Source organism: Muricaecibacterium torontonense (assembly GCF_004793925.1).
Classification (GTDB): Bacteria; Actinomycetota; Coriobacteriia; order Coriobacteriales; family Atopobiaceae; genus Leptogranulimonas; species Leptogranulimonas caecicola.
This window is the reverse complement of record NZ_SRYE01000002.1, coordinates 405,691-428,339: the sequence shown is the minus strand read 5'-3', so window position 1 is coordinate 428,339 and position 22,649 is coordinate 405,691. Positions and strand designations below refer to the sequence as shown.

Here is a 22,649-nt window from a genome sequence, read left to right as displayed (position 1 = left end):
TCAAACCGCAAAGCCCCCAGGTAAATTCTGGAAGGTCAAAAGCAGATCCACCTGCGAGATGGGGACGCAAGGCAGATGGGGTTTGGACTGAGCGGCATTTCATGTCTACTAAGTACCATTCCATGCATTCGCGCCTACTAAGTACTTAGTAGGCCAATTTTGCCCAAAATCTGCGTCACTTTATATTTAAGTATCACATCACCCAAGCTCACAGAGTTGGTTTCATATTCAATTGTACTTAGTAGGCGCGTGCCGAAGGAAATGTACTTAGTAGGCACGAGCATTGTCGCCTTTCTACATCTTGGCCCCGCAGGTCCCATAGATCACCTTTTTCATCGAGCCCTCCTGCCTCTAGGATGTAACGGCTCGATTCTGCAGTCTTTATCTGGGGCAACACTGCATTTGACAGCACACTTTCTGACTTGCTCGCTGTACAAGACAACCTCCTTTTAGACAGCTAGCTGTCCAGGAAATCGTCCGGGTCCCCGACTCAACGTCGACGAAGGATAAAGAAGGGCCCGACTGCACAACAGCCGCGCCCTTCTTTATCCCAGAAAGTGCTCTACATTCAATGGTTAGGCGTCCAATAGGCCTTCTTCACCTTGCCGGATCGCTTTGCGGTCAAGCATCATAATGATTAGAGGAATGAGTGCCCATTGGCACACCAGGCCAGGAAGCCCTGCCAACGTGGTGTTCCAGAGGATAGCCAGTGCTACACCCGGGAGCATGGCACTCACGGCACAAAAAGCAAAGCCTCGAACTAGACGGCCAACGATTTGAGCAGCAATCACCTTGAGAAGCACAGGACACTTAGCGCTGCGCACAAGACCAGCTACGAGGCCATAGGCGCCCAACTCAAGCACCATAAGGGGAAGCATGGGGATTCCAGGCATGCCCGAGAGCGCAAAGGAAACCAGAGGGCTTAACAGGCCGGCTGCGCAGCCTGCCCAGGGACCCACCAATAGTCCCACCACCAAAATAGGCAGATGCATGGGCAGAAGCATCTCGCCCAAGCCAGTACCTACGCCCATCATCGCCCCGGCCCAGTGAACGATCTGAGGAAGCACCACGGCGCTGGCCACTGCCAGCGCTCCAGCTGCCGCCTGTACACGGATCTTTGGCAGTGGACGTTCTAGTACAGAAACTAAAGCGCTCATAGCTTCACCTCTCATGCGTTAGCCGCTCCCCGTTACGTGGGGTGAGTGTTTGTCGGTAAGGGATTTTTGGAATGGTGGGCTTTAAAACTCCACCTCGACCAGCTCGTAGTCTTTGGAGCCGTAGCCAAGGCGCGCCGCGTCGTCGATGGTCTTGGTGCCATGGCGGGAGTCGATGCGCTCCAAAAGATGGTCGCGGCCAGGATCGGCGGAGTTCTTCACCGCATCGATGCACGCCTGGTCGATAGCCACGGGATCCAGCGAAGCAAAGACGCCGATGTCGCTCATGCAGGGATCCTCGGCCTTGGCGCAGCAGTCGCAGTCCACCGAGAGATTGCAGGCGACGTTTACGTAGGCAAGGTGGTTTCCAAAATGATTCACCACGGTCTCGGCGGCTTCTGCCATGCCCTCGAGAAAATCGTCTTGGTCTGCCACATGGTCCCAGAACGTGTATTGATCGAGACTCTCCCCTGCCGAGTGGATGTTCACCTTGCCGGCAGTGGAGGCGCAGCCGATGGAAAGCTGCTTGAGCGCTCCGCCATAGCCACCCATGGGATGGCCCTTGAAGTGGGAGAACACCAGCATGGAGGCATAATTGGCCATGTGCTCGCCCACATAGTTCTTCTTGAGGATGCGGCCGTTCTCGATGGGAAGCACCAGATCGTTGCCCTCAGCATCCATGATGTCCACGGCAAAGTGTTCCGACCAGCCGTGCTCTGCCATGAGCTTCTCGTGCTTCTCTGTGGTGTTGCGCGCACCTTCATAGGCTGTATTGCACTCGACGATGGTGCCGTTCACCTCGGCTACCAAAGGCGCTACGTACTCAGGACGCAGATAGTTTTGGTTGCCCTCCTCGCCAGAGTGAATCTTTACTGCCACCTTGCCAGGCAGATCTGCCTCCAGCTTTTTGTAGAGCGCCAAGATAGTTTCTGGTGTGATGGTTTTTGTGAAGTACACCACCGGTTTGCCCATGAGGCACGCTCCTTAGGTGGCCTTATTAGATTGCCTTGTATACTAACTGAATATCTACTGAAATACATAATAAGGGATATTGAGGGTCACGACTCGCTGGTCCCCAAATTATTGAGGCATTGCACTGCACACAGCCGTGATGCTGGCAATAGCTTGGATCATTGCGGTTCATTCGCAATGATCGCATTCAAGTTCACTACAGCGCATAAGCAAACTGCTCTTGAGCAGTGTCTGCAATCCAGTCCTTACAGCTTGATCCTATAACGCCTCATCAATTTGGCGTCCTCCTCAAACATCCCCAGAAGGACTCCTCCATTACGTACGATGGTTTTGGCCGAAGCGGCATTGTTCGCCCGGCAAACCATCATGACTTCAGAAAAGCCGCACTTCCGGTATTCCTCAAGAGCAAGCCCTATCATGGCTGTTCCATAACCTTTTCCGCGATCAGTCGGGCGCACACCGTCGCCAATGTGGCTGCATCCTTCGAGAGATATGCTCGGTGGGGGAAACCGCAGCTGGACAGCTCCTACCAAGCGGTTTCTATCCATATCCATACAGAACCTTGTATGGGCTTCCGCACGGCCTCGAACCGGATCGGCTTCCTCATCTAAATTCTTTTTATATTGGTCGAAACCCTCCAGAGAGCATTTCCACAGCACGCGCGGTGATGGATCGCCATGTGCCTGCAAAATATCGGCCCCCCACTCATCAAGCATGTCTTGGAGTGCGTCTTTGTGGGCTTTCTCCAAAGCAATGAGCTTCTAGTTCATGATTCTCCCATCAGCCGTCGATCACGTCGCAAAACCGTGATACATGGCAACCAACCCAAGACTGCCTAGAGCGCCGTATCATCCCCATGAAACGCGACGTCCTTGCTCGCCGCCGCCTCCTTCACTCCACGACGAGGCCAAGCTGACGGGCGAACACCGCTGCCTGGTAGGCGTCCATCTTGGAGCCAAACAGCTCATCAAGCCCAGCAGAGACGACAAGACCCTCGATTTGCGACGTTGTAAAATCGATGCCAATAAATTTAACGTGCACGCACTCTGCTGCGATAAGATTACATTCATTAATGGATACTAACTTGAAATCACCCTCACTCAGAGTAGCCTCTGAGAGATTGGTTTCTCGCAGGAGGACGTTGCGCCAACGCGCCTGGTAAAAGGATGCGAGACTGCAATCTGTCCCCTGTAGGACTACCTCTCTCAGCAAGCCGCGGGAAAACGAAGCACCCAGGCACTTCGAGGTCTCAATGACACACCGCTCGAACACAGCCCTCTCAAACGACCCGTTGGAAAAGTCGCAGTTTTTGAACCGCACGTCCTTGAAGTAGGCTCCGGTAAAGTCGCACTTCCTGAAGCTGCAGCAGGAAAACGCCGAATTCGCGACTTCAATCCCAGAGAAATCCTCCTCTTCGAATGTCGCTCCTTCTAAAGCCGCTCCTACCAACGGCTCTTCACGAGCCCCAAAAAGATCGTAGGGACGACAGGGCACTGCAGCCCTCACTCGCGGCGCCATGGGATCGCGCTTCGCTTTGCCCTTCTCAAACGCCTCTTGCGCAAGTCGCTGTCGAAACATGGCTCTCCCTCTCGCTCAGATCCCCCAATATGCCATGGATCACCAAGCAGCTCAACCGATCAGTGCGAGAGAAGACCCGCCTTGAAGGGTTCCTTACCGAAAAAGGCTGCCTCAAAGACCGCATCCAAAGCTGTCATGGTAGACCTGTGTAGCAAGATACTTGAATTACCTAGCACCAGCCAATCCCTAACCCTGCCGGACATTTCACATAACGTATGCGATCGATCACGGGCGTCCAATGTGAAGCCAGCTTGCTCAAGGAAATAAAAAGCTCGGAGCCACCTGTGGCTCCGAGCTGAACTTTTGGTCGCGGGGGCAGGATTCGAACCTACGACCTTCGGGTTATGAGCCCGACGAGCTACCAGACTGCTCCACCCCGCACTATTTGGGTGCGCTTCTGCGCAAGTAAAGAGACTACGCTGCCAGCGCCCTTTTGTCAAAGAGAACCTCCCGCTGTGAAGCCATCTCCACATGAATGGAACTGAACCAAACACGGAGGCAGCCTTTCTCGGCAAGGAAAAGAAAGCCTATGCGCGCTACTCTGCCCCCAACACCTTAGGTACTGAGCCAAAGCCCACACCGGCGCGATCCATGCCTAGATCGATGAGCTCGAAGAAGCGCTCTTGCGTGCGAATGCAGCCAGAGCCTTTGACTTTGATCTTGCCACCGGCAGCTTTGAGCATGAGAGAGACCACCTCAGGCGCGGCGCCCTTCTGGGGGCCACCAGTGTAAAAGCCCGTGGATGACTTTACGTAGTCTGCGCCTGCCTCAATAGCGCACTGGACGCCCAGAGTGATCTGCTCGGGGGTAAGGGCGTCTGTCTCAAGGATGACCTTGAGGATGGCTCCGTTATCATGGGCTACCGCACATACCGCCTGGATGTCATCCACCACATAAGCTTTGTCGCCCGCGCGGAGCATGCCGTAGTTTGCCACCATATCCATGTCAGAGGGCTTGACCCTCTCAAAGACCTCCACTGCTTGGGCAACCTTGGAAGCAGTAGAGCTCTGGCCAAAGGGAAAATCACAGGTAGCGTCTATGCCCGTTTGAGTACCCTCCACCATGGAAGCCAGCAGCTCGAGATAGCAGGGGTTCACACAAATGGTGTCCACCCCTAAATCAATGCCCTGTTGGGCATACTTTTTGATGTCTTCCTCTGTGAACTCGGGCTTCAAAATGGCGGAGTCGATATAACGGGCCAGCTGAGCTTGCGTCATATCTTTGGCGGGCACAGGAGGTTTCATGGGCAGCTCCCTAAGCAGGTGGATTGGCCAACTTAGCCCATTGTATCCGGAGTCCAAAAGCCAAAACGGGCATCTTCTTCGCACACCGACTGGACGAGCTCCTCATAGCCGGTGAGCGCGTCAAACGGGGCAAACTGCTTTGCGCGGTCTGGCAGAGGGGCGCAGCTTCGCAGCCCATCGCGCAATTGACGAGCCAGAATGTCTTCCAGGATTTGGCGGCGATGGCAGCGTTCCTGCTCTGAGGGGGCCGCATCTAGAAGAGCCTGGATTTCTTCCGGTAACAAAAGGGATGCCTGTTGCTGATGGAAGGCCTTCTCGGCAGGTGTAGAAAAAAGCGCATCTCTACTCATGATGACCGCCTACTTGGTGGGCTCGCATGCGAGCGGTGCCCTCGGGCAGCAGGCTTGAGGCATGGAGGAGCGCGTCTTTGCCGTAGCGCCGACGCACAGCGCCCCAGGTTTTTGCAAGGCTGCGCTGGCGCTCCTGAGCTGCCACATCGTCGAAAATAGCGGTTTGCAGGTTGGACGTGGAAGTAAGGCGTCCCAAGCAAATCATGATGCGGCGTATGGGCACATCGCGAAAGGTGGTCTTTTCGAAGCAATCCATGACGCGCGCCTTGAGGGCAGCAGGAAGATCGCACGGCGTGGACAGACGCTTGGAGGAGCCGGTATGGCCCAGATCGTAGCGAGTGACTCCGGGTGGAACAAGCGCACGGATGTGCGGTGGCATAGTGGCTACGTTGGCGCTATAGCCCACGAAAAGTGAGATCTCCCGAGCGGCCAGGTTTTGGCTCGCCAAGTCCAGCAGGACTTCATCAGCCATCTCTGACACTACCGTAGCTGCCTCGCTAAAGCTGTAATCGCGCATAAGGACCTGTCCGCAGGAAAGCGAGCGGCTCTTAGGGCGGATGGAGCGCATGCCTTGAAGCGTGGCATTCTCAAGGCCCCAGGCGTGATCGATGAGATACTCCCCCACCTTGCCAAACTCCCGGCGCACCACCTGAGGATCAAGAGCACAAACGCCCGCCAAGTCATAGACCCCGCGCTTAGCAAGGCGCCGGGCAGTGCCCCCAGAGATCATCCAAATGTCTGTGATGGGCCTATGAAACCAAAGGCGCTGGCGAAAGCCATGTTCGTCAAGCTCTGCGATGCCGTCCGACTCATGCTTGGCCAACACATCTAGGGCTGCCTTGGCCACAAAGGCGTTGGGGCCTATGCCGGCAGTAGCAGTGATGCCAGTTTCGCGATAGACAGTGTCAATGAGGTCGCGGGCAAGCTGGCGGGGAGTCTCTGCGTAGTAGTCCAAATAGGTAGTGGCATCTATAAAGACCTCATCCACCGAATAGACGTGGATGTCTGCTGGGTCGATGTAACGGCGATAGATGGCCACGATGCGCGCCGACACCCCCATGTAGTAGGCCATGCGGGGTTTGGCCACGATGTAGTTCATGGCGGAGGGGATCTGCCCTATCCGGCAACGGTTTTTGACCCCGGCAGCCTTCATGGCAGGGGTGATGGCCAGGCAAATGGTATTGCGAGAGCGTTCTGGATCCGCCACCACCAAGTTGGTGGTGAAGGGGTCGTAGCCGCGAGCCGCGCATTCCGCCGAGGCGTAGAAGCTCTTGAGGTCGATGCAGATAAAGGTGCGCGGACTTGCATGGCCGCCCTTCAGGCCCCTGGGCACAGGCTTTACAGCAATACGTTGTGGCTGCACCCCCATAGATCCTCCTACACCCCTACGCGAACATTTGTTCCTATTATAGAGACCCACGGAAAATTAGCCACCACTTTTTTAGAAAGGGTATTTTAGAGAAGGTCAAGCGAGCGTGAGGTATATCAGGAGTTGAAGGATGAGTCTTCCCAAGGTCGCCTTTTTTGACATCGATGGCACTCTCATAGATAGCAATCCAGAGATCTATGCGCAGGCCCAGGCGCCAGACGCCCCAAAAGAGCTTGTAGAGAGCGTCTTTTTGCCTACCCCTGCAGTGCAAAGGGCACTCAGGCGCTTTGTTGAGGCAGGCAACCTCGCCTTTTTGTGCTCGGGGCGGCCGCCAGAGGGGCTTTCTATGCTCTTGGACGCCCTGCCTTTTGCCGGCTACATCGCTCTGGCGGGCTCTTATGTGCAGTTAGGCGACACTCCCCTGCTCGCTTCCGAGGGCCTTTTTGAGAGGCTCGTCCCGGCTTTGGAAGCCCTTGAAGCCTGCGATGTGGCGGCGTTGTTTGAAGGTCCGCGGGGTTCTGCCGTCTATCTGCCCAGCCCCCATCATGAGCTTCCCGCTATGAATATCGAGGTTATCGAAGATGCCCAAGAACTAAAAGAACGCGGAGACGAGCTCACGCTGGTGAAAGCCTTTTGGATGGCCGAGGAAGACAAGCGGCTGGGTCCTGTGCGCGACGAGCTGAATCGCCTCTATAGGATCAGCGATTTAGGGGTAGGCGGCTCAGAGCTCACCCTGCCAGAGTTTTCCAAGGGATCCGCCATAAAAGTTATGCTGGACGCCATAGGCCCTCATGAAACGGTCTATGGCTTTGGCGATTCAGAAAACGACATTTCCATGTTGGAGGCCGCCGAGGTGGCAGTGGTCATGGATAATGCTACCAATGCCATAAAGGCCTACGGCGACGTTATTGCTCCTGCCGTTACCCAGGACGGGGTGGCCCAGGTGCTGGATGCCATTATGCAGGGAAATAAAATACCGTGCCTCAATTAGAGACACGGTATCCAAGAGTCATATTGTTTGCAATCACTCGATCGGCACCCATAGCGAGAATCAGGTTCTCACACAGCAGCCTTACTGCTTGATCTCCAGCAGCTTCTTGCGCAGGTCGTCTTCCATGGCGGCCAGCTCGCGCTCGGCCTCGGCGCGCTTCTGGCGACCCTCCTGCTGGATCTGCATGACCTCGTCGAAGGTTTGGATGAGATTCTCGTTGGTATGCTTGAGGGTCTCGATGTCGACGATGCCGCGCTCGTTCTCGCGTGCGATCTGAGCTGTGGTGGTCTTGAGCTTCTCGGAATTCTTGCGCAAAAGCTCGTTGGTCATGTCGGTCACGGCAGTTTGGGCGCGCACTGCAGCGTCGGCATTGGCAATGCCCAGCGCCAACACCATCTGCGACTTCCAGAGAGGAATGGTGTTCACGATGGTGGTTTGGATCTTCTCCACCATGAGCATCTCGTTGTTTTGCACGAAGCGGATCTGAGGCGCCGTCTGCATGGCGATGGTGCGCGTGAGCTCCAGATCCGAGAGCTTCTTCTCAAAGCGGTCGATAGACGAGGTGAGCTTTTGCACCGCCTCAGCATCCTCTGTGCGGCCGGAGGCCAACGCCTTGGCCTTGAGTTCCTCAAGATCCTTCTCCTTGACCTCGGCAAGACGCTTCTTGCCCGCCAGGATGTACATGGTGAGCTCTTTGTAATAGGTGAGGTTCAAGTCATAGAGCTTGTCCAAGATCTTGGTGTCCTTCATCAAAGAGATCTGCTGCTCCTGAAGGCTCGCCACGATCTTGTTGACATTGTTCTCGGCCTTGTCGTATTTGTTCTTGAGGTTCTCCACCTTGTTGGCGCCTCGGCGAAAGAAGCCCAAGAATCCCTTCTCGTCTTCTACCTCAAAGCCGCGCAGCTCGCCTACCACGCCGGAGATAAGGTCGCCCACCTCGTCCAGGTCTTTGGTGCGCACCTTCTCCAGGGCGGTTTGCGAGAAGTCCGCCATCTTCTTCTGAGCGCCTGAGCCATAGGTGAGCACCTGGGAGGCATTGGTGACGTCTATTTGGCGAGAGAACTCGTCTACCTGAGCTTTCTCTGCATCTGAGAGCAGGTCCTCCGCAGTGGCAACCAGCGCGTCGGGCTTCTCTTCTACCAGAGTCGGCTTGACCTCGACCTCGTCGACCTGGGTGAGGGTGAGCTGGGGAACATCGTCAAAGTTAAGATCATCCATAAGAGCTCCTAGAGTATCCAGTGGACCCAATAGCGATACGTGCGTTCAAACAGGCAGTGCCCTGGGCGAGCACCCAGCCTGGTTAAGACTCCTGGGGGACTTCAGAGCCATTGCCAGAAGAACGATGCTGCTTGCGGAGGAGCCCCTGCTGTTTGAGCACATCTTGAAGCACCGAAGCATCAGCGGAGACATCCCAGGCCATGTCGCGAAAGAGACCGTCTAACAGGTTCTCGTAAGCCTCGGTGAGCATATCGAGCGTGCGAGAGATCTCTTGGCGAGAGGAGGTGATGTTGGCCCCCTGCACGGGCTGCTCCTCTAGTTTGTCATAGGCATCCAGCAATTTGACAGTGGTAGGCAGATAGTAGGTATTGAGCATAGAGATGTCATCGGCAGTCTCGGGATGGGTGCCCACATAGTCATAGATGCGCTCCACGATGGATATGATGACATCTACTTTAGAACTGATAGCCGGATCGTCGATGTCGACTTTTGCCGCAGAGATCTGCGCCACATAGGCGTCCCCAGCAGCCACAAGCTTTGCCACCTCAGGAGCCACCTGGCGCGGCGGCTTTTGAGACGTTGTCGAAGCAGGCTGCGACGAAGCCGCTGCAGCGGCTCGTGGATCAACAGGGGTATTGGCTTTCTCCACGCGCTCCACCTTGGCCTCTACTGGAATGCCGGCCTCACGCGCCTTTTGGTCTTGCTCCAAGAACTCCTCGTAAGCACTGCGGGAGAGGATGTATTCGCGATCTGTGTCCACCAGGTAGGTGTCACACAAAAGGCCGCGGCTAATAAGCATCGTCAAGTCTTCGTGCACCTCTGCCACAGGCAGATCCAGTTGATCTGCGAGCTCTTCCACCGGATAACGGTCGAAGATGCCTACCACAGAGCGGTACCCCTGATAGCGCTTGGAAAGCCGCACGCGCCTGTAGCCTGCCACGGTGACCCTCAAGCACAGGATGAACAACACCAAAAAGAGCACCAGCGAAGCAATGCCAGCGGCGCCTAGATATTCCACCTCGACCAGGGCGGTAATACAAGACAACAGCATGCCAAAGCTGAAGAATCCGCCTAGGATCTCCATGGTGTAGCCAGAGGCAGAGAGGCCTACCCCGTTCTTGTAGCGACGGGAAAGCAGCTTTCGCTCCTGGGCAGCCGTAAGGGTGCCTCTGCCTGCACCAGGCCTCGAGGCTTTGCGCTTAGGAGGCTGAGGGGAGCCAGGCTTGATTGTGGCCTCGGGCTTTGCGGGGGCGCCAGGCTTTCTTGTGGCGGCGGGGCTTGCAGGCCCCTGCGAATTGGCTTGAGCTGAAGCGGCCATAGACTGAGCGGCTTTGCCTACCGCCTCTCCCACCTGCGATCCTGTGGTGCGAGCCATCTGTTTGGCCGCGTCTACCGTAGCGCCCACCGCGTCGCGCAGCCGAGCGAAATCCTCGCTGCTCACAGCCTGCTGGATTGCCTGAGAGAACTCGTCAGCGGCCTGCGCAAGAGGGTCTTCTGCGCGCTCTGGGCGGTTCTTGTTCTTAGGGTCCTGTGCCATTGAGCTGCCCGTCCTTGCGAAATGGAGTTTGCGGTATCCTCGCGGGGATAGATATGAATCGAGTATTGATTCTACTCTATGGGCTTCGTCTCCCCACCCTTGTCAGCAGGCTTTCATGAATCTAGGAATCGCAAGCGTGGCCCATCCTCTTAGGGGCCCTCTAAAGTGGCTATCCTAGAAAACGCATGCAGCCTCTCGTAAGAAGGACAGGATTGGTCCCATGGTGATTCTTGGTGCATTGGTGAATGGGCTGGCTACCGTAGCCGGCGGCCTCATTGGCCTTTGCGGGCGCTCCTTTGTCTCTCAAGAACTGGGAGACTTTTTAATGAGCGGCCTGGGTCTCTGCGTCATCTTGGTGGGCATCGACGGCATGCTGGGCGACACCAGCATCCTTGTGGTCATCGCCTCCATGGTCATAGGCAGCCTTGTGGGCTATGCCATCGATCTGGATGGCCTCATCACCAAGCTAGGCCAAGCCATCCAATCCAAGCTCACTTCGAAGTTCTCTGGATCTGCCAAGCTTGGACACTTCTCCGAGGGCTTTGTAGCCGCCACCCTCTTCATTTGCGTAGGCTCCATGGCGGTGGTGGGATCGCTTCAGAGCGGTCTCCAGCTGGATCACTCGACCCTTTTTGCCAAAGCCGTCATAGACATGGTGGTAGTTGCGGTGATGGCCGCCACCCTAGGTATTGGGGTGCCCTTCTCGGGCATTTGCGTCTTTTTCTATGAGGCTGCACTGAGTTTGGCGGCCTCGGCGCTCTCTCCCCTGCTCACCGAGCCTGTCATTGGCGCCATGACCACTACGGGCTCTCTGCTGCTCTTGGCAGTGGGACTCAACATGTTGGGCATCACCCACATCAAAGTGGCCAACATGCTGCCGGCAGCCTTCGCTCCCCTGCTGTTTATCCCGTGGCTGTAGAGGCGGGTTCTCAGAGCCAGCGGCGACGCTCTTCGAGATAATCTCGAACGAACTGTTCTTCGCTGCGACTCACGTAGATGACTCCTTCAATTGCCGAGAAAAGCATCACCACGACCAGAGGCAGCCAACTGTCCACCACAAAGGCCGCAGCCAGGGAAGCGAGCGTAAGCGTAATGTGCACGCAGCCTTCTGCCAGGTGCCCCAAATAGAACTTATGGACTCCCAACGCGCCTAAAAAGATGGCTAGCAGCGACGCCTTCTGACGACAGGTGAGCGAATCTTCCTTTTGAGGGGCTTCTAAAACCGAAGGTCCGTCAACGGCGGGTTGAAACGGCAATACCTGTGCGGGCTGATGGTGGTACCTTCGCTGTGCCATGGACTCACCTTCCTCGCCAAGGGACGCTCAGTTATTCATATTGATGGATTTAGAACTAATATTACTGTAAGCGAGCTGAATTGTGCACCCTCAAAATCGGAGAAGGCCAAAATGCTCTGCACGATTTAGAGGCCTATGGCGCTTCTTGCGCCATAGGCCCTGTCAAAGGGTTCTCCATTGCAAAGCAGGCCCTGCTTAGTGCTTCTCCTGAGCCTCCTCTGCCAGGATCTCTTGACGAGCGATCTCTGCATCTCTTGCTACATACTCTGCAGCGGCCTCATCGCTGGTCAGAGCGCCAGACTCATAGCCTAAAGAAGAGCTAAGAAGGCCCTCGATCTGCCCATCTTCTTGATCCAGATTGGCATCTGCAGAAGAGGACTCGCTGTCTTGGTCAGACACCGGGCCTACTGCCTGATCGCAGGGGTCGAACTCTTTGCCGCGGTAAGGCGTATCTTTCTCAAACTTCATGGTCTGTCCAATCGATTAAACCCTAGAGGATGGAAATGGCGCTAACGCAGGCGAGGAGTGCCTTTGGTACGCTTGGAATCCCGAGATGTTTTGCGGGTGCCTTCGCGGGGATGAGCCACAGCCACGCTTCCTGTGCCGACCGCCATAGCATAGGCCGGCTGAGCGGCGCCCTCACCAGAGACCTCTAACTCCTCGACCTGGGCTTCGCCGGCCAATTCCTCAGGTAAAGCAACCTCCGCTGACGTCTCAGGCAGCGGCAAAGGCCCTAAAGGCCCAGACAGGCGCCTCTCCAGCTTCCAGAAACGCGCAGGGATAGAAGGCAGCACCGAGGGATCATAGCCCTTTGTGCCAGCCCCCGCCAAAACCAGCGCTAAAGGCGGCGCCACGATGGCAACAAGGATCAGTGCCGGGCTGCCATGGAAACACTCCGCTACAGAAACAGCGACAAGCACCGCCAGCGACCAGAGTAAGCCTAAGGGCAAAATGCCTAGCTGTTGAAGATCGCCTGTAGGCAGCGACCAGCAAAAGAGCGTTGCCCCTACGCACAGCACGATGGCCCAAAACAGCGTCACTACCCTGCCGGCATGCGCCAACCGATAGGGACCATAGACAGGTATCAATATTTTCAAGGGATTCTCGCCAGCACGGGCCAGCACCAGGCCCCCGCCTACAAAGCACAGGATGCTGCCAACAATGGCCGCTGCACCTAATACTCCCATAGCTGCCGAGAAGAGATGGGCATTCACACGCAGGTCCTTTCCCCGTCAAAAACCTGGAGGATAGATACCCGCCGGTAGTCTCCCCTTTACCAAAGTTGCTGCTCAGACATCGCTCTATACAAAAGCCAACCATAAAAGAAAGGAAGTTGAAGGCGCCTTCGAACCGTTGGCGAAGCCACGGCCGCCGTTGGGCTTATATGTATGGTTATCGATATATTCTGAAGGCTTGTTGAAGCGATAATCTTAGATATATATAGGAGGCATTGGCACTGTCCGTACATTTATACTGCAATTGTTTACATGTGGGATATTCCTCTATTTTCCTAAATCTTCCCAGTTCAATAAGGTACGTGGTCGTCCTATGAACAAATATTTGGCAGCTTATGGAGTTGGAAGTTGAGGCCCATTACCGCCTGGCTTTATCAGATTATAGATACCGGTACGTAGTGGGACTAGCCAAAAGGGGTGGCCCTATGATGCGACAAGCTGCTGGAAAAGCGCGCATTGCCCTCGCCGGCATCGCCGCGGTGGCTGCCGCTGCTTTTCTTATCACCACATTTAGCCAAAGCCCTGCCAAGCCTACGGTCACTGTGCAACTGCCGGCCAATGAGGCGGCGGGCTACACCTGGGTATGCGCCGTGCAACCCAAGGGATCCTTTGTGACGTTGGAAGAGTCCTACGCTTCCGACGACGCCAGCGACCCTGCATGCGGCGGCATCCAAACCTTCGTGCTTCAAAGCCAGCTGGAGGGTGACTCCTCTGTCTCCTTCGCGTGCTTGGATGCCGGCGGCAACATCGACTCCACTGCCACCTACGAGTTTGAGACTGTGGACGCCACTATCGTGTCGCGGGATACCAAGGCGCAGATCTCTGAGAAGCTGCTGGCTCCCTTCCAAGACGAGGCTCAGGAGTCTTAGCCTGAAAAAGGCGTGCCCTCGCACGCCCAGCCCAGACGCTGCACCCTAAGGTGCAGGCCCTCACTCAGAAGGCCTGCACCTTAGGCTTTGTTGCGCGCAGAACCAACCTGCTTGCAAAACCCTCAGCTCGCCGCAGGCCTCTCCGCCAAGAGGGCGCAGAGGCTTTGGAGAATGTCCACAGTGACCTCCAGGCTGCGCACTGGGATGAACTCTCGGACCGAGTGCGCCAGGTATCCGCCGGTGGCGATGTTGGGGCACAGCAAGCCGCGGAAGGTGAGCTGGGCGCCGTCGGTGCCACCGCGCACCGGCACGCAGCGAGGCTCGACGCCCTGCTGGCGGTTGGCCATAAGGGCGGCATCGATCAAGAACTCCGAGCCCTTGAAATGCTCGGCCATGTTGCGGTACTGGGGCTTCACCGCCACCTGCACGCGGGCCTTTCCCTCCCGCTCGTTGATCATGGCAGCTGCGTCTTGAAGGAGCTTCAGGCGGCGCTCGAAGCCCGCAGTATCAAAGTCGCGAATGAGGTAGTGGGCCTTCACCTGGGCCGGCGTGCCCTCGATAGAGTGGCAATGGAAGTAGCCCTCGCGGCCTTCTGTGTGCTCCGGGCGCTCGGCGGCCGGCAGCATAGAGTCCAGGTCGCGCCAGAGGCTGATGGCGTTGACCATGCGATCTTTGGCAGCCCCAGGATGCACCATGACTCCCTCAATGGTCACCAGGGCGTCTGCTGCCGAGAAGCATTCGTAATTGATCTCGCCCAACTGCTCGCCGTCCACCGTAAAGGCATAGGCGGCGCCAAAGTCTTCCAGGTCCAGCAGAGCGGCTCCGTGGCCTATCTCCTCGTCGGGCACGAAGGCCACCGCCAGCGGAGGATGCGGAAGGCGGGGGTCTTTTTGGTAGCGGGCCAGAAGCGCCATGATCTCGGCCACTCCAGCCTTGTCGTCTGCCGATAAAAGCGTGGTGCCGTCGCTGGTCACGATGGGTTGTCCCGCCATCTGGGCAAGGTCGGGCACAGAGTCTGTCGTGACGCGCACCCTACGGCCGTCCACCTCGCCTATCACCAGGTCGCCGCCCTCATAGGCCACAATCTGGGGTTTCACCCCATGAGCGGGGGCGTCCGAAGTGGAATCGATATGGGCGATAAGGCCCAGGCGCGGCGCCTGGGCCGCGCCTGGCGAGCCGTCGAGCTTGGCGGTCACATAACCGTGTTCGTCCACCTTGACGTCCTTGGCGCCCAGCTCCTCCAGTTCCTTGCCGAGAAGCGCCGCCATCGCCAGCTCCTCTTCATTGGAGGGGGTGATCTCTTCTCGGTCAGGATTGCTGGGAGAGTCTACCTGCACATAGCGAAAGAAGCGCTTGACCACATCGCTTATGTCGGGGCTTTGGGCTACCTGAGATGCGTCCATGACACAAACCTCCTCATCAAGGAAGGCCCGCCTCGTGCGGGGCGGGCCTTGCTGTCTCTTGCTATGAGGAGTGTAAGCCTTGAGAGCGCTCAGGGGCCAACTTAAAGGCCCATTTCCTTTTTCAGGGCAGCCAGCTCGTCATCCACCGCCGCCGAAGCGCCGGAGGCCGCGTATTTCTCTTCCAGGCTGGTGACAGGGTCCTCGGGCTGGGCGTCCAGCTCTTCCATGGCCTCGCTCTTATCCAGCATGGCGTCGGTCTTGGCTTCCATGCGCTCGAAGGCAGAGATGGCGCTCTCGGCGCGGTCGGCGCCGCCGGTCATCTTGGAGACCTTCTCCTTGGTCTTGGCCACAGCCGCCTTGGCCTTGATGGTGTCGCGGCGCCCCTTCAAGGTATTGATGTCGTTTACCAGCTTGTCGTGCATCTGGCGCATCTTTTGGGCGTTCTCATGAGCTGCCTCATAGGCCATCAGGGCGCCTTCGTTTTTACCCACCAGCTCCTGCTTCTTGGCCAGGAAGGTGCGGGCGTCGTCCTCGTTGCCTGCCGCCAGAGCCTTGCGAGCCAGCCCGTCGTACTTGTCGATCTGCGCCTGGTTCTCGTCCACCATGCGGCGACAGCGCTTCTCTTCGGCCATGACGCCTGCGGTGGCGTCTTTGACCTCGGCCAGGCTCTCGGTAAGGTCGCGCAGATACTGGTCTACCATCTTGGAAGGATCCTCGGCGCGATCCAAAAGCTCGTTGACGTTGGCCTTCACGATGGTGCTAAAACGATCGAGGATTCCCATGGCGAGACTCCCTTCCCGGCTCTTATGAGCCTTAAAAAACTGGACCTGTCCTAGGTCTACCCGTGCAACTTGGCTACTCCGAAGGTCCCTTGTCAGTGTACTTTTTCTCCAGATCCTCCAGCTCTTGGTCCCCAAAGGTTTCGAGCGGCTGGTTGAGCAGATCGTCGAGGCGCTTCTGCTCGGCCTGGCGTTTTTTCTCGCGGTTCTTGTGCGCGCCGTAGATGGTGATGGCCACCACCAGCACGCCTATGACCACGGCTCCCACGATGAGCGGGCGTCGGGCCTCGGCAGGGTCTGCCATGATCTCTTGGGCTGTCCCAGAAAAGGCTTCCGAGAAGATCTCCTCCTCGCTCAACGATTGATTGGCGTAGGCAGCGTCGAGGTTCTTGGCTAACACAGAGACCGCCTCGTCGTCCATGACGCTTCTGGCGGCAGATCCCACGCAGTAGCCACAGTTATAGCCTCCGGAGCCGTTGTCGCAAAACACCAGAACAAAGTGGCCTTCATCATCAAAGTTTTGTGCATAGACCTCCTGGGCCGTCTGGGTGAGCTCGGCGGTGGAGGTAGTGTAGCCGTTGGGCAGGATGTAGACGTAGGGCATCACGCCGGTCTCATCTGCAAAGGCGCGAAGACCGGTCTCCAGCACGGCGGTGTTATGGATCCAGTCGCCATCGAGATCGTTGTAATAGGGCGTGATTTGCGCGGTACCAGCCGGCAGCTTCTCCCGCCGGTGGGTGGAGCTGGCACTGGCATAGGCCCCCGATCCAGCGCCATCACCGGATCCGGCGCAACCAAAGGCCGAGAAGAGCGCCCATGCCAAAAGGGCCGCACACAAAAGGACGAACAGCGTGCCGCATCCGCATCCGCCGGTGCTCTCTTGGGGCGTGGCGGGCGGCGTAGAGCCGCCCTCAGGATTCGAGGAAGCGGCAGGAGCAGGTTGAGAGCTCGAGGCAGCGGTGGTTCTTTTGCTGCTGTTGCCCATGGAGCTTCCCAGCATGGAGCCTAAAAAGCCGCCCATAAAGCTGCCGCCTCTATAGCGGCGGCGAGGGTAACCCATAGGTGGGCCGCCAAACCCGCCCATGGGTCCAAATCCAGGGCCAAGGCCGCTGTGGGAGCCAGAGCTTGGACGACTGGAGCGGCCGCCCGAGCGCGACCCTCCCGAGAAGCCACCGGAGGAGCGACCAGCACCCGAGAAGCCACCGCCTCCCCCTCCGCCTGATCCTGCACCGCTCGACCTGCCCATAGGGACCTCCCATCGTTTGCTAGATGAAAGTGTACCCGAGTGCCGGCAAAGCTTCGGATGGACGGGCAAAATCAGCCGAGCGCCCGGTTCCTGCGGACGAGAGGATCCTCTGAAGCACCCGGTCCCACGAGAGGGCCGTTGCATCTAGGACAGGGGAAGGATCAGCCAGGGAGGCCGCGATCTTCTCGGCAAGGCGAGTCTCGAAAGCCGGGAGGTCTGAGAGCTTGGGCTTGTCCACGTCGGCGATGGCAGGGGGCGTCACCCAGCGCACCGACGCCTGGGGGAAGCCCCGAGGAAAGCCAGGGAGGCTACCGCCCCTATGTGGTGCTTGATCACGCGCACCTGTGGATAGACATGCGCCTGGTGCCTCCCGTCACCACCGAATTGGCTCAAGAACTTGTAGCGAAGGCGCTGGACGAGGCGTCTCAGGCAGTGCCAGGAACCCAGGGCTCGTTCACCGTCACCGGAGACAGGGCGCCTGTGGAGCGCGACTCCGACTCGCGGCTGCTCGCCTCTTTGGAGGCGGCCTCCAAAGAGGCGACCGTCGCCGCCGCACCCATCGACATCTTCACTGGCTACACCGACACCGCGGTCATGGCAGCCGCTACCGGCAACTTGGAATTTTTAAGCTATGGACCCGGCAGCCTGGAAGTGGCGCACAAACCCAACGAGCATGTGCCGGTGGCAGACCTTGTCCGGGTCCGCCGGGTCCTCTCGCAGCTCGCAGCCGATTGCTGCCTCTAGCTGCGTGCAACCTCTGAGCGCTCAACCTCTGCGTCTTCCGCCTTGGCCCGTGCCCGCTGCGCGGCCTCGGCCTCGGCCGCCGCGATCATGCGCAGCTGGGCGTCGGAGAGGCGAATAGGTTCGGCAGCGTTCATGTGGGCATGGCAAAGAGAGGTGGCACCTCGGCGCAGCTCACGCTCGTCTACCGGCTCATAGCCCAGGGTGGGATCTTCGGGGTTCACCAGCTTGAAGGAACCGGCGCCCTTACCGGCAGCCTGGGCTGCGCGGAAGTTCTCCTTGGCCACCGAGATCATGAGCTTGATGCGGTTGAGCTGGTTGACCTCTGAAGCGCCGGGGTCGTAGTCCACAGCCACAATGTTCGACTCCGGGTGCATCTGACGCAGGCGCTTGATGACGCTCTTGCCCACCACGTGGTTGGGCAGGCACGCGAAGGGACTGCAGCACACGATGTTGGGGCAGCCGGTCTCGATGAGGTCCACCATCTCGGCCGTGAGCAGCCAACCCTCACCCATGGTGTTGCACAGGGACAGGATCTGGCTGGCCTTCTCGGCCAGCTCGAAGATCTGGGCGTAGGGCTCGAAGCGGGTGGTCTCCTCGAGCATGCGGTTGATGGGGGCACGCAAAGAGTCGATGAGCTTGATACCCGCCATGTGGGTGGCACGGCGCTTGAAAGAGCTGCCCAGCTCTCCCCTCATGTTGATGGGGCTGGTGAGCCCAAAGAGGAAGAAGTCCACCAGACCGGGCACCACCGCTTCGCAGCCCTCGGACTCGATGACCTTGACCACCTCGTTGTTGGCGGTGGGATGGAACTTCACCAGGATCTCGCCCACCACGCCCACGCGGGGCTTGGAGCGGTCGTTGACCAGCGGCAGGATCTCGAAGGCGTCAATGGTGCGCTGGCACAGGCGGTAGAAGTCGCGAGGGCCCATGGTGGGCATGGCAGCCTCAGCCTCAGCCATGATCTGCTCGAAGAGCTCGTTGGCGCTGCCGGGCACATCCTCGTAGGGACGAGTGCGATAGAGCAGCTGCATGATGAGGTCGCCAAAGAGCAGCGCATAGCAGGCCTTCACCAAGACGGCCGGCTTGAGCAGGTTGAATCCGGGGTTGTCTTCATCCAAGCCGCTAGCCACCGCCAGAGAGATCACCGGAATGTGACCATTGCCGGAGTCTTTGAGCGCCTTGCGGATGAGGGCGATGTAGTTGGTGGCGCGGCAGCCGCCGCCGGTCTGGGTGATGAGGACGGCGGTCTTGTCAAGGTCGTACTTGCCGCTCTCGATGGCTTCCATGATCTGGCCGGTCACCAGGATGGAGGGGTAGCAGATGTCGTTGTTCACATACTTGAGGCCAGCGTCCACGGCGCCGCGGTCCACCGAGGGCAGAAGCACCATGTTATAACCAGCAGCCTTGATGATGGGCTCCACCAGGGCGAAGTGGATGGGAGCCATCTGGGGCACCAGGATGGTGTAGCCCTCCTCGAACATCTCCTGGGTGTAGCGGGGCTTGGCGAAGGCCGCGCTGGCAGCAGTGCGCTCCTGCGGCAGGTGCTCGGCGCCGGGGTATTGGGCTTCCAGCTCGGCGCGCTGCTCTTTCAAGGCCGCCATGAGGGAGCGGATGCGGATGCGGGCCGCGCCTAGGTTTGAGACCTCGTCGATCTTCAAGACGGTATAGATCTTGCCGGCAGCCTCCAGGATCTCCTGCACCTGGTCGGTGGTGAGGGCGTCCAGGCCGCAGCCAAAGGAGTTGAGCTGGATGAGATCCAGGTCGTTGCGGCTGGCCACAAACCGGGCGGCACGGTAGAGGCGGCTGTGGAACATCCACTGGTCCACCACGCGGATGGGGCGCTCGGGACGCATGTGATGGGCCACCGAGTCCTCGGTGAGCACCGCGAAGCCAAAGGAGGCCACCAGCTCGGGGATGGCGTGGTTGATCTCAGGGTCGTTGTGGTAAGGGCGCCCCGCCAGCACGATGCCGTGGGCGTCGTTGGCCTCGATCCAAGCCAGAGCCTCGTCGCCCGCCACCTCCATGGCGCGCTTGAAGTCCAGGTCTGCCTGCCAGGCGGCGTTCACTGCGGCGTCGATCTGGGCACGAGTGATATGCTCGCCGCGCACCCGGCCGCGGCCGGCAGCCGCGTCGGCCTCGCGCTGCACGCTCACTACCTCGTAGAGGCGGCGCTTGAGCTCGTTCTTGTCGTCATAGGGCACAAAAGGCGCCAGATACTCCACCGAGGGGTCTGCCAGCTCGTCCATGTTGAGCTCCAGCGCCTGGGGATAGCTCATGACGATGGGGCAGTTGTAGTGGTTGCCTGCGGTGGGATCCTCCTGGCGCTCCCAGCGCACGCAGGGCATCCAGATGAAGTCCACGTCTTTTTGGAGCAGGTTCACCACATGGCCGTGGGAGAGCTTGGCAGGATAGCACACACTCTCGGAGGGCATGGACTCGATGCCCGCCTCGTAGGTGGCCTTGGTGGAATTATCGGAAGGAATGACCGAGAAGCCCAACTCCGTAAAGAAGGCATGCCAGAAGGGATAGTTCTCGTACATGTTCAGGGCGCGGGGGATGCCCACGGTGCCGCGGGGGGCGCGCTCGGGATCCAAAGAAGGACGGTCGAAGAGCAGGCGGTTCTTCACCTCGAAGAGGTTGGGGGCTTGCGACTTTTGCTTGTGGGAGCCTGCACCCTTCTCGCAGCGGTTGCCGGTGATGAAGCGGCGGCCTCCGCCAAAGTCGTTGATGGTGAGCAGGCAGTTGTTGGAGCAGCGGCCGCAGTGGGCCTTGATGTGCTTGACCTCAAGGTTGTCGATCTCGGCGCGGGTGAGCAGGCTCGAGGTGCCGTCCTTGCCGGCACGATCGCGGGCTAGCAGGGCGGCACCGTAGGCACCCATGCAACCGGCGATGTCGGGGCGGATGGCCTCGCGGCCGGTGAGCAGCTCGAAGGCGCGCAGCGTTGCGTCGCTCATGAAGGTGCCACCCTGAACCACCACTGAGGCGCCGATCTCTTCTGCGTCGCGGAGCTTGATGACCTTGAAGAGCGCGTTCTTGATGACCGAGTAGGACAGGCCTGCCGCGATGTCGCCTACGGTAGCGCCCTCTTTCTGGGCCTGCTTCACGCGGCTGTTCATGAACACCGTGCAGCGGCTGCCCAAATCCACCGGCTTGTCGGCGCCCACCGCGGCGGCGGCAAAGTCGCGCACGTCCATGCCCATGGAATCGGCGAAGCTCTCGATGAAGGAGCCGCAGCCAGAAGAGCAGGCCTCGTTGAGCATGATGGAGTCGATGACGCCGTCTTTTACTCGCAGACATTTCATGTCCTGGCCGCCGATGTCCAAGATGAACTCCACCTGGGGCACGAAGGCCTTGGCGCCGCGCAGGTGAGCTACGGTCTCGATCTCGCCAGAGTCTGCCTTAAGCGCTTCAATGAGCAGCGCCTCGCCATAGCCGGTGGTGGTCACGTGCCCTATGACGCAGTCCTCAGGCAGCGCATCATAGAAGTCGTCCATGATGATGGTGGCGGTGCCCAGCACGTCTCCGTTGTTGTTGCCGTACCAAGTGCGGAGCAGCTGGCCCTCCTCGCCCACCATGGCGGCCTTCATGGTGGTGGAGCCAGCATCGATGCCGATAAACACGCGCCCTTGGTAGCTGGCAAGATCTGCGGTGGGCACTACCTCGCGGCTGTGACGCTCGTGAAACTCGTCCAGGTCTTTCTGGGTGGCAAAGAGCGGGTCGAGACGCTCTACCTCAGAGCCCTGGGTGTCGCCCAGCGAGTCCAGCGCATCGATCACCTGGCTGAAGGTGGAGCGCTTAGACGACTCGCCTGCCAGCGCGGCGCCCGTGGCGACAAAGAGATGGGCGTTCTCGGGCACAATACGGCAGTCCTCAGGCAGCTCCAGCGTCTCGTAGAAGCGCTCGCGCAGCTGAGGCAGGTACTGGAGAGGGCCGCCCAAAAAGGCCACATGACCGCGGATGGGATGGCCACATGCTAGACCGGAGACCGTCTGGTTGGCCACTGACTGGAAGATGGAGGCGGCGATGTCTGCCGGAGCAGCGCCCTCGTTGAGCAGGGGCTGCACGTCGGATTTGGCAAAGACGCCGCAGCGAGAGGCGATGGGGTAGATGTGGGTGGCCTTCTCGGCCAGGGTGTTGAGACCCGAGGCGTCGGTATGCAAAAGGGAGGCCATCTGATCGATGAAGGCGCCGGTGCCGCCTGCACAGGTGCCGTTCATGCGCTGCTCGATGCCGTTGTCGAAGTAGATGATCTTGGCGTCCTCGCCACCCAGCTCGATGGCGCAGTCGGTTTGGGGGATAAGGGTCTCCACGGCGCGCTTGGAGGCGATGACCTCCTGAACAAACTCCAGGTCCAGCCATTGAGAGAGCAGAAGGCCGCCGGAGCCGGTGATGGATACCCGCATGGGGACGTCGCCCACCCAGGCCTGAGCCTTCAAGAAGAGGTCCTTGGCGCAGGCGCGGATGTCGGTGTGGTGGCGCTGGTAGTTGGCATAGACTAGCTGGCCCTGAGAGTCGATGACCGCCACCTTCACCGTGGTGGAACCCACGTCGATGCCCAGGCGGAGGTCTTCAAGGGAAGGCACGGGCTTCTCGGCAGCAGCAGAGAGCGCGCAGGGCACCAGCTCGGCGCCGCGAGCCTCAAGACCGTAGGGGTTTTCTTGGATG

Annotated in this window: 20 protein-coding genes and 1 tRNA gene; 4 read left to right on the top strand and 17 right to left on the bottom strand. The window is 58.8% G+C overall.

The window, feature by feature from the left end; translation table 11 throughout:
* Positions 1 to 575: 575 nt before the first annotated feature.
* The 8 genes from E5334_RS04895 to E5334_RS04855 all read right to left on the bottom strand — a co-directional run bounded on the left by E5334_RS04895 (position 576) and on the right by E5334_RS04855 (position 6,667).
* A complete protein-coding gene (locus E5334_RS04895) occupies positions 576 to 1,157 on the bottom strand; it encodes an ECF transporter S component (RefSeq protein ID WP_275438929.1) in 582 nt (193 codons plus the stop codon).
* Positions 1,158 to 1,238: 81 nt separating this feature from the next.
* Positions 1,239 to 2,126, bottom strand: a complete 888-nt coding sequence (locus tag E5334_RS04890; RefSeq protein ID WP_136012468.1) for a DUF362 domain-containing protein — start codon at positions 2,124 to 2,126, stop codon at positions 1,239 to 1,241.
* A 245-nt stretch (positions 2,127 to 2,371) separates the two neighbouring features.
* Positions 2,372 to 2,875 (bottom strand): GNAT family N-acetyltransferase, encoded by a 504-nt coding sequence (locus E5334_RS04880; RefSeq protein WP_136012466.1) that lies wholly within the window; start codon positions 2,873 to 2,875, stop codon positions 2,372 to 2,374.
* A 142-nt stretch (positions 2,876 to 3,017) separates the two neighbouring features.
* The gene (locus E5334_RS04875) at positions 3,018 to 3,704 is read right to left on the bottom strand and encodes a pentapeptide repeat-containing protein (protein ID WP_136012465.1); all 687 of its coding nucleotides are present in this window, start codon (positions 3,702 to 3,704) and stop codon (positions 3,018 to 3,020) included.
* A gap of 304 nt (positions 3,705 to 4,008) precedes the next feature.
* Positions 4,009 to 4,085 (bottom strand) — tRNA-Met (locus E5334_RS04870).
* Between the two features lie 155 nt (positions 4,086 to 4,240).
* Complete coding sequence (gene deoC, locus E5334_RS04865; RefSeq protein ID WP_136012464.1) at positions 4,241 to 4,948, bottom strand: deoxyribose-phosphate aldolase; 708 nt, start codon at positions 4,946 to 4,948, stop codon at positions 4,241 to 4,243.
* 32 nt (positions 4,949 to 4,980) lie between these two features.
* Positions 4,981 to 5,298, bottom strand: a complete 318-nt coding sequence (locus tag E5334_RS04860) for a hypothetical protein (RefSeq protein ID WP_136012463.1) — start codon at positions 5,296 to 5,298, stop codon at positions 4,981 to 4,983.
* On the bottom strand, positions 5,291 to 6,667 hold the full coding sequence (locus E5334_RS04855) for a Y-family DNA polymerase (protein ID WP_136012462.1): 1,377 nt from the start codon (positions 6,665 to 6,667) through the stop codon (positions 5,291 to 5,293). The genes E5334_RS04860 and E5334_RS04855 overlap by 8 nt, the downstream gene beginning before the upstream one ends.
* A gap of 130 nt (positions 6,668 to 6,797) precedes the next feature.
* On the opposite strand from E5334_RS04855, the gene E5334_RS04850 reads away from it, so the two are divergent.
* Positions 6,798 to 7,658, top strand: coding sequence for an HAD-IIB family hydrolase (locus E5334_RS04850; RefSeq protein ID WP_136012461.1), 861 nt, complete (start codon positions 6,798 to 6,800; stop codon positions 7,656 to 7,658).
* A gap of 81 nt (positions 7,659 to 7,739) precedes the next feature.
* Here E5334_RS04850 and E5334_RS04845 read toward each other — a convergent pair whose 3' ends face one another.
* Together E5334_RS04845 and E5334_RS04840 are read right to left on the bottom strand one after the other, a co-directional pair.
* Positions 7,740 to 8,876 carry a toxic anion resistance protein gene (locus tag E5334_RS04845; RefSeq protein WP_136012460.1) on the bottom strand — a complete coding sequence of 379 codons (1,137 nt, stop codon included), beginning with the start codon at positions 8,874 to 8,876 and terminating at the stop codon, positions 7,740 to 7,742.
* Positions 8,877 to 8,958: 82 nt separating this feature from the next.
* Positions 8,959 to 10,413, bottom strand: a complete 1,455-nt coding sequence (locus tag E5334_RS04840; protein ID WP_136012459.1) for a 5-bromo-4-chloroindolyl phosphate hydrolysis family protein — start codon at positions 10,411 to 10,413, stop codon at positions 8,959 to 8,961.
* 220 nt (positions 10,414 to 10,633) lie between these two features.
* Here E5334_RS04840 and E5334_RS04835 point away from each other — a divergent pair, with 220 nt between their 5' ends.
* Positions 10,634 to 11,332 carry a DUF554 domain-containing protein gene (locus tag E5334_RS04835; RefSeq protein WP_136012458.1) on the top strand — a complete coding sequence of 233 codons (699 nt, stop codon included), beginning with the start codon at positions 10,634 to 10,636 and terminating at the stop codon, positions 11,330 to 11,332.
* Positions 11,333 to 11,342: 10 nt separating this feature from the next.
* Here E5334_RS04835 and E5334_RS04830 read toward each other — a convergent pair whose 3' ends face one another.
* From E5334_RS04830 to E5334_RS04820, 3 genes are all read right to left on the bottom strand, one after another.
* Positions 11,343 to 11,708, bottom strand: coding sequence for a TM2 domain-containing protein (locus tag E5334_RS04830; RefSeq protein ID WP_136012457.1), 366 nt, complete (start codon positions 11,706 to 11,708; stop codon positions 11,343 to 11,345).
* 195 nt (positions 11,709 to 11,903) lie between these two features.
* Positions 11,904 to 12,176, bottom strand: coding sequence for a hypothetical protein (locus E5334_RS04825; RefSeq protein WP_136012456.1), 273 nt, complete (start codon positions 12,174 to 12,176; stop codon positions 11,904 to 11,906).
* A 41-nt stretch (positions 12,177 to 12,217) separates the two neighbouring features.
* Complete coding sequence (locus E5334_RS04820) at positions 12,218 to 12,922, bottom strand: hypothetical protein (RefSeq protein WP_136012455.1); 705 nt, start codon at positions 12,920 to 12,922, stop codon at positions 12,218 to 12,220.
* A gap of 446 nt (positions 12,923 to 13,368) precedes the next feature.
* Between E5334_RS04820 and E5334_RS04815 the strand changes: the two genes are divergently transcribed.
* The gene (locus E5334_RS04815) at positions 13,369 to 13,812 is read left to right on the top strand and encodes a protease inhibitor I42 family protein (protein WP_167604296.1); all 444 of its coding nucleotides are present in this window, start codon (positions 13,369 to 13,371) and stop codon (positions 13,810 to 13,812) included.
* A gap of 122 nt (positions 13,813 to 13,934) precedes the next feature.
* Here E5334_RS04815 and pepT read toward each other — a convergent pair whose 3' ends face one another.
* The 3 genes from pepT to E5334_RS04800 all read right to left on the bottom strand — a co-directional run bounded on the left by pepT (position 13,935) and on the right by E5334_RS04800 (position 17,240).
* Positions 13,935 to 15,215 carry a peptidase T gene (gene pepT / locus E5334_RS04810; RefSeq protein WP_136012453.1) on the bottom strand — a complete coding sequence of 427 codons (1,281 nt, stop codon included), beginning with the start codon at positions 15,213 to 15,215 and terminating at the stop codon, positions 13,935 to 13,937.
* Between the two features lie 101 nt (positions 15,216 to 15,316).
* Positions 15,317 to 15,997, bottom strand: coding sequence for a PspA/IM30 family protein (locus E5334_RS04805; RefSeq protein WP_136012452.1), 681 nt, complete (start codon positions 15,995 to 15,997; stop codon positions 15,317 to 15,319).
* Between the two features lie 73 nt (positions 15,998 to 16,070).
* The gene (locus tag E5334_RS04800) at positions 16,071 to 17,240 is read right to left on the bottom strand and encodes a hypothetical protein (RefSeq protein WP_136012451.1); all 1,170 of its coding nucleotides are present in this window, start codon (positions 17,238 to 17,240) and stop codon (positions 16,071 to 16,073) included.
* Between the two features lie 321 nt (positions 17,241 to 17,561).
* Here E5334_RS04800 and E5334_RS08870 point away from each other — a divergent pair, with 321 nt between their 5' ends.
* Positions 17,562 to 17,984: a M20/M25/M40 family metallo-hydrolase gene (locus E5334_RS08870; RefSeq protein ID WP_338041724.1), complete on the top strand. Its 423-nt coding sequence runs from the start codon at positions 17,562 to 17,564 to the stop codon at positions 17,982 to 17,984.
* Here E5334_RS08870 and E5334_RS04790 read toward each other — a convergent pair.
* Entirely contained in the window at positions 17,981 to 22,648 is a 4,668-nt protein-coding gene (locus tag E5334_RS04790; RefSeq protein ID WP_420812481.1) for an acyl-CoA dehydratase activase-related protein, read from the bottom strand. The genes E5334_RS08870 and E5334_RS04790 overlap by 4 nt on opposite strands.
* Position 22,649: the final 1 nt, after the last annotated feature.

Coding starts and splice junctions, on each gene's coding strand:
- E5334_RS04895 (WP_275438929.1), bottom strand. CDS start 1,157: ATGAGCGCTTTAGTTTCTGTACTAGAACGTCCACTGCCAAAGATCCGT.
- E5334_RS04890 (WP_136012468.1), bottom strand. CDS start 2,126: ATGGGCAAACCGGTGGTGTACTTCACAAAAACCATCACACCAGAAACT.
- E5334_RS04875 (WP_136012465.1), bottom strand. CDS start 3,704: ATGTTTCGACAGCGACTTGCGCAAGAGGCGTTTGAGAAGGGCAAAGCG.
- deoC (WP_136012464.1), bottom strand. CDS start 4,948: ATGAAACCTCCTGTGCCCGCCAAAGATATGACGCAAGCTCAGCTGGCC.
- E5334_RS04860 (WP_136012463.1), bottom strand. CDS start 5,298: ATGAGTAGAGATGCGCTTTTTTCTACACCTGCCGAGAAGGCCTTCCAT.
- E5334_RS04855 (WP_136012462.1), bottom strand. CDS start 6,667: ATGGGGGTGCAGCCACAACGTATTGCTGTAAAGCCTGTGCCCAGGGGC.
- E5334_RS04850 (WP_136012461.1), top strand. CDS start 6,798: ATGAGTCTTCCCAAGGTCGCCTTTTTTGACATCGATGGCACTCTCATA.
- E5334_RS04845 (WP_136012460.1), bottom strand. CDS start 8,876: ATGGATGATCTTAACTTTGACGATGTTCCCCAGCTCACCCTCACCCAG.
- E5334_RS04840 (WP_136012459.1), bottom strand. CDS start 10,413: ATGGCACAGGACCCTAAGAACAAGAACCGCCCAGAGCGCGCAGAAGAC.
- E5334_RS04835 (WP_136012458.1), top strand. CDS start 10,634: ATGGTGATTCTTGGTGCATTGGTGAATGGGCTGGCTACCGTAGCCGGC.
- E5334_RS04830 (WP_136012457.1), bottom strand. CDS start 11,708: ATGGCACAGCGAAGGTACCACCATCAGCCCGCACAGGTATTGCCGTTT.
- E5334_RS04825 (WP_136012456.1), bottom strand. CDS start 12,176: ATGAAGTTTGAGAAAGATACGCCTTACCGCGGCAAAGAGTTCGACCCC.
- E5334_RS04815 (WP_167604296.1), top strand. CDS start 13,369: ATGATGCGACAAGCTGCTGGAAAAGCGCGCATTGCCCTCGCCGGCATC.
- pepT (WP_136012453.1), bottom strand. CDS start 15,215: ATGGACGCATCTCAGGTAGCCCAAAGCCCCGACATAAGCGATGTGGTC.
- E5334_RS04805 (WP_136012452.1), bottom strand. CDS start 15,997: ATGGGAATCCTCGATCGTTTTAGCACCATCGTGAAGGCCAACGTCAAC.
- E5334_RS04800 (WP_136012451.1), bottom strand. CDS start 17,240: ATGGGCAGGTCGAGCGGTGCAGGATCAGGCGGAGGGGGAGGCGGTGGC.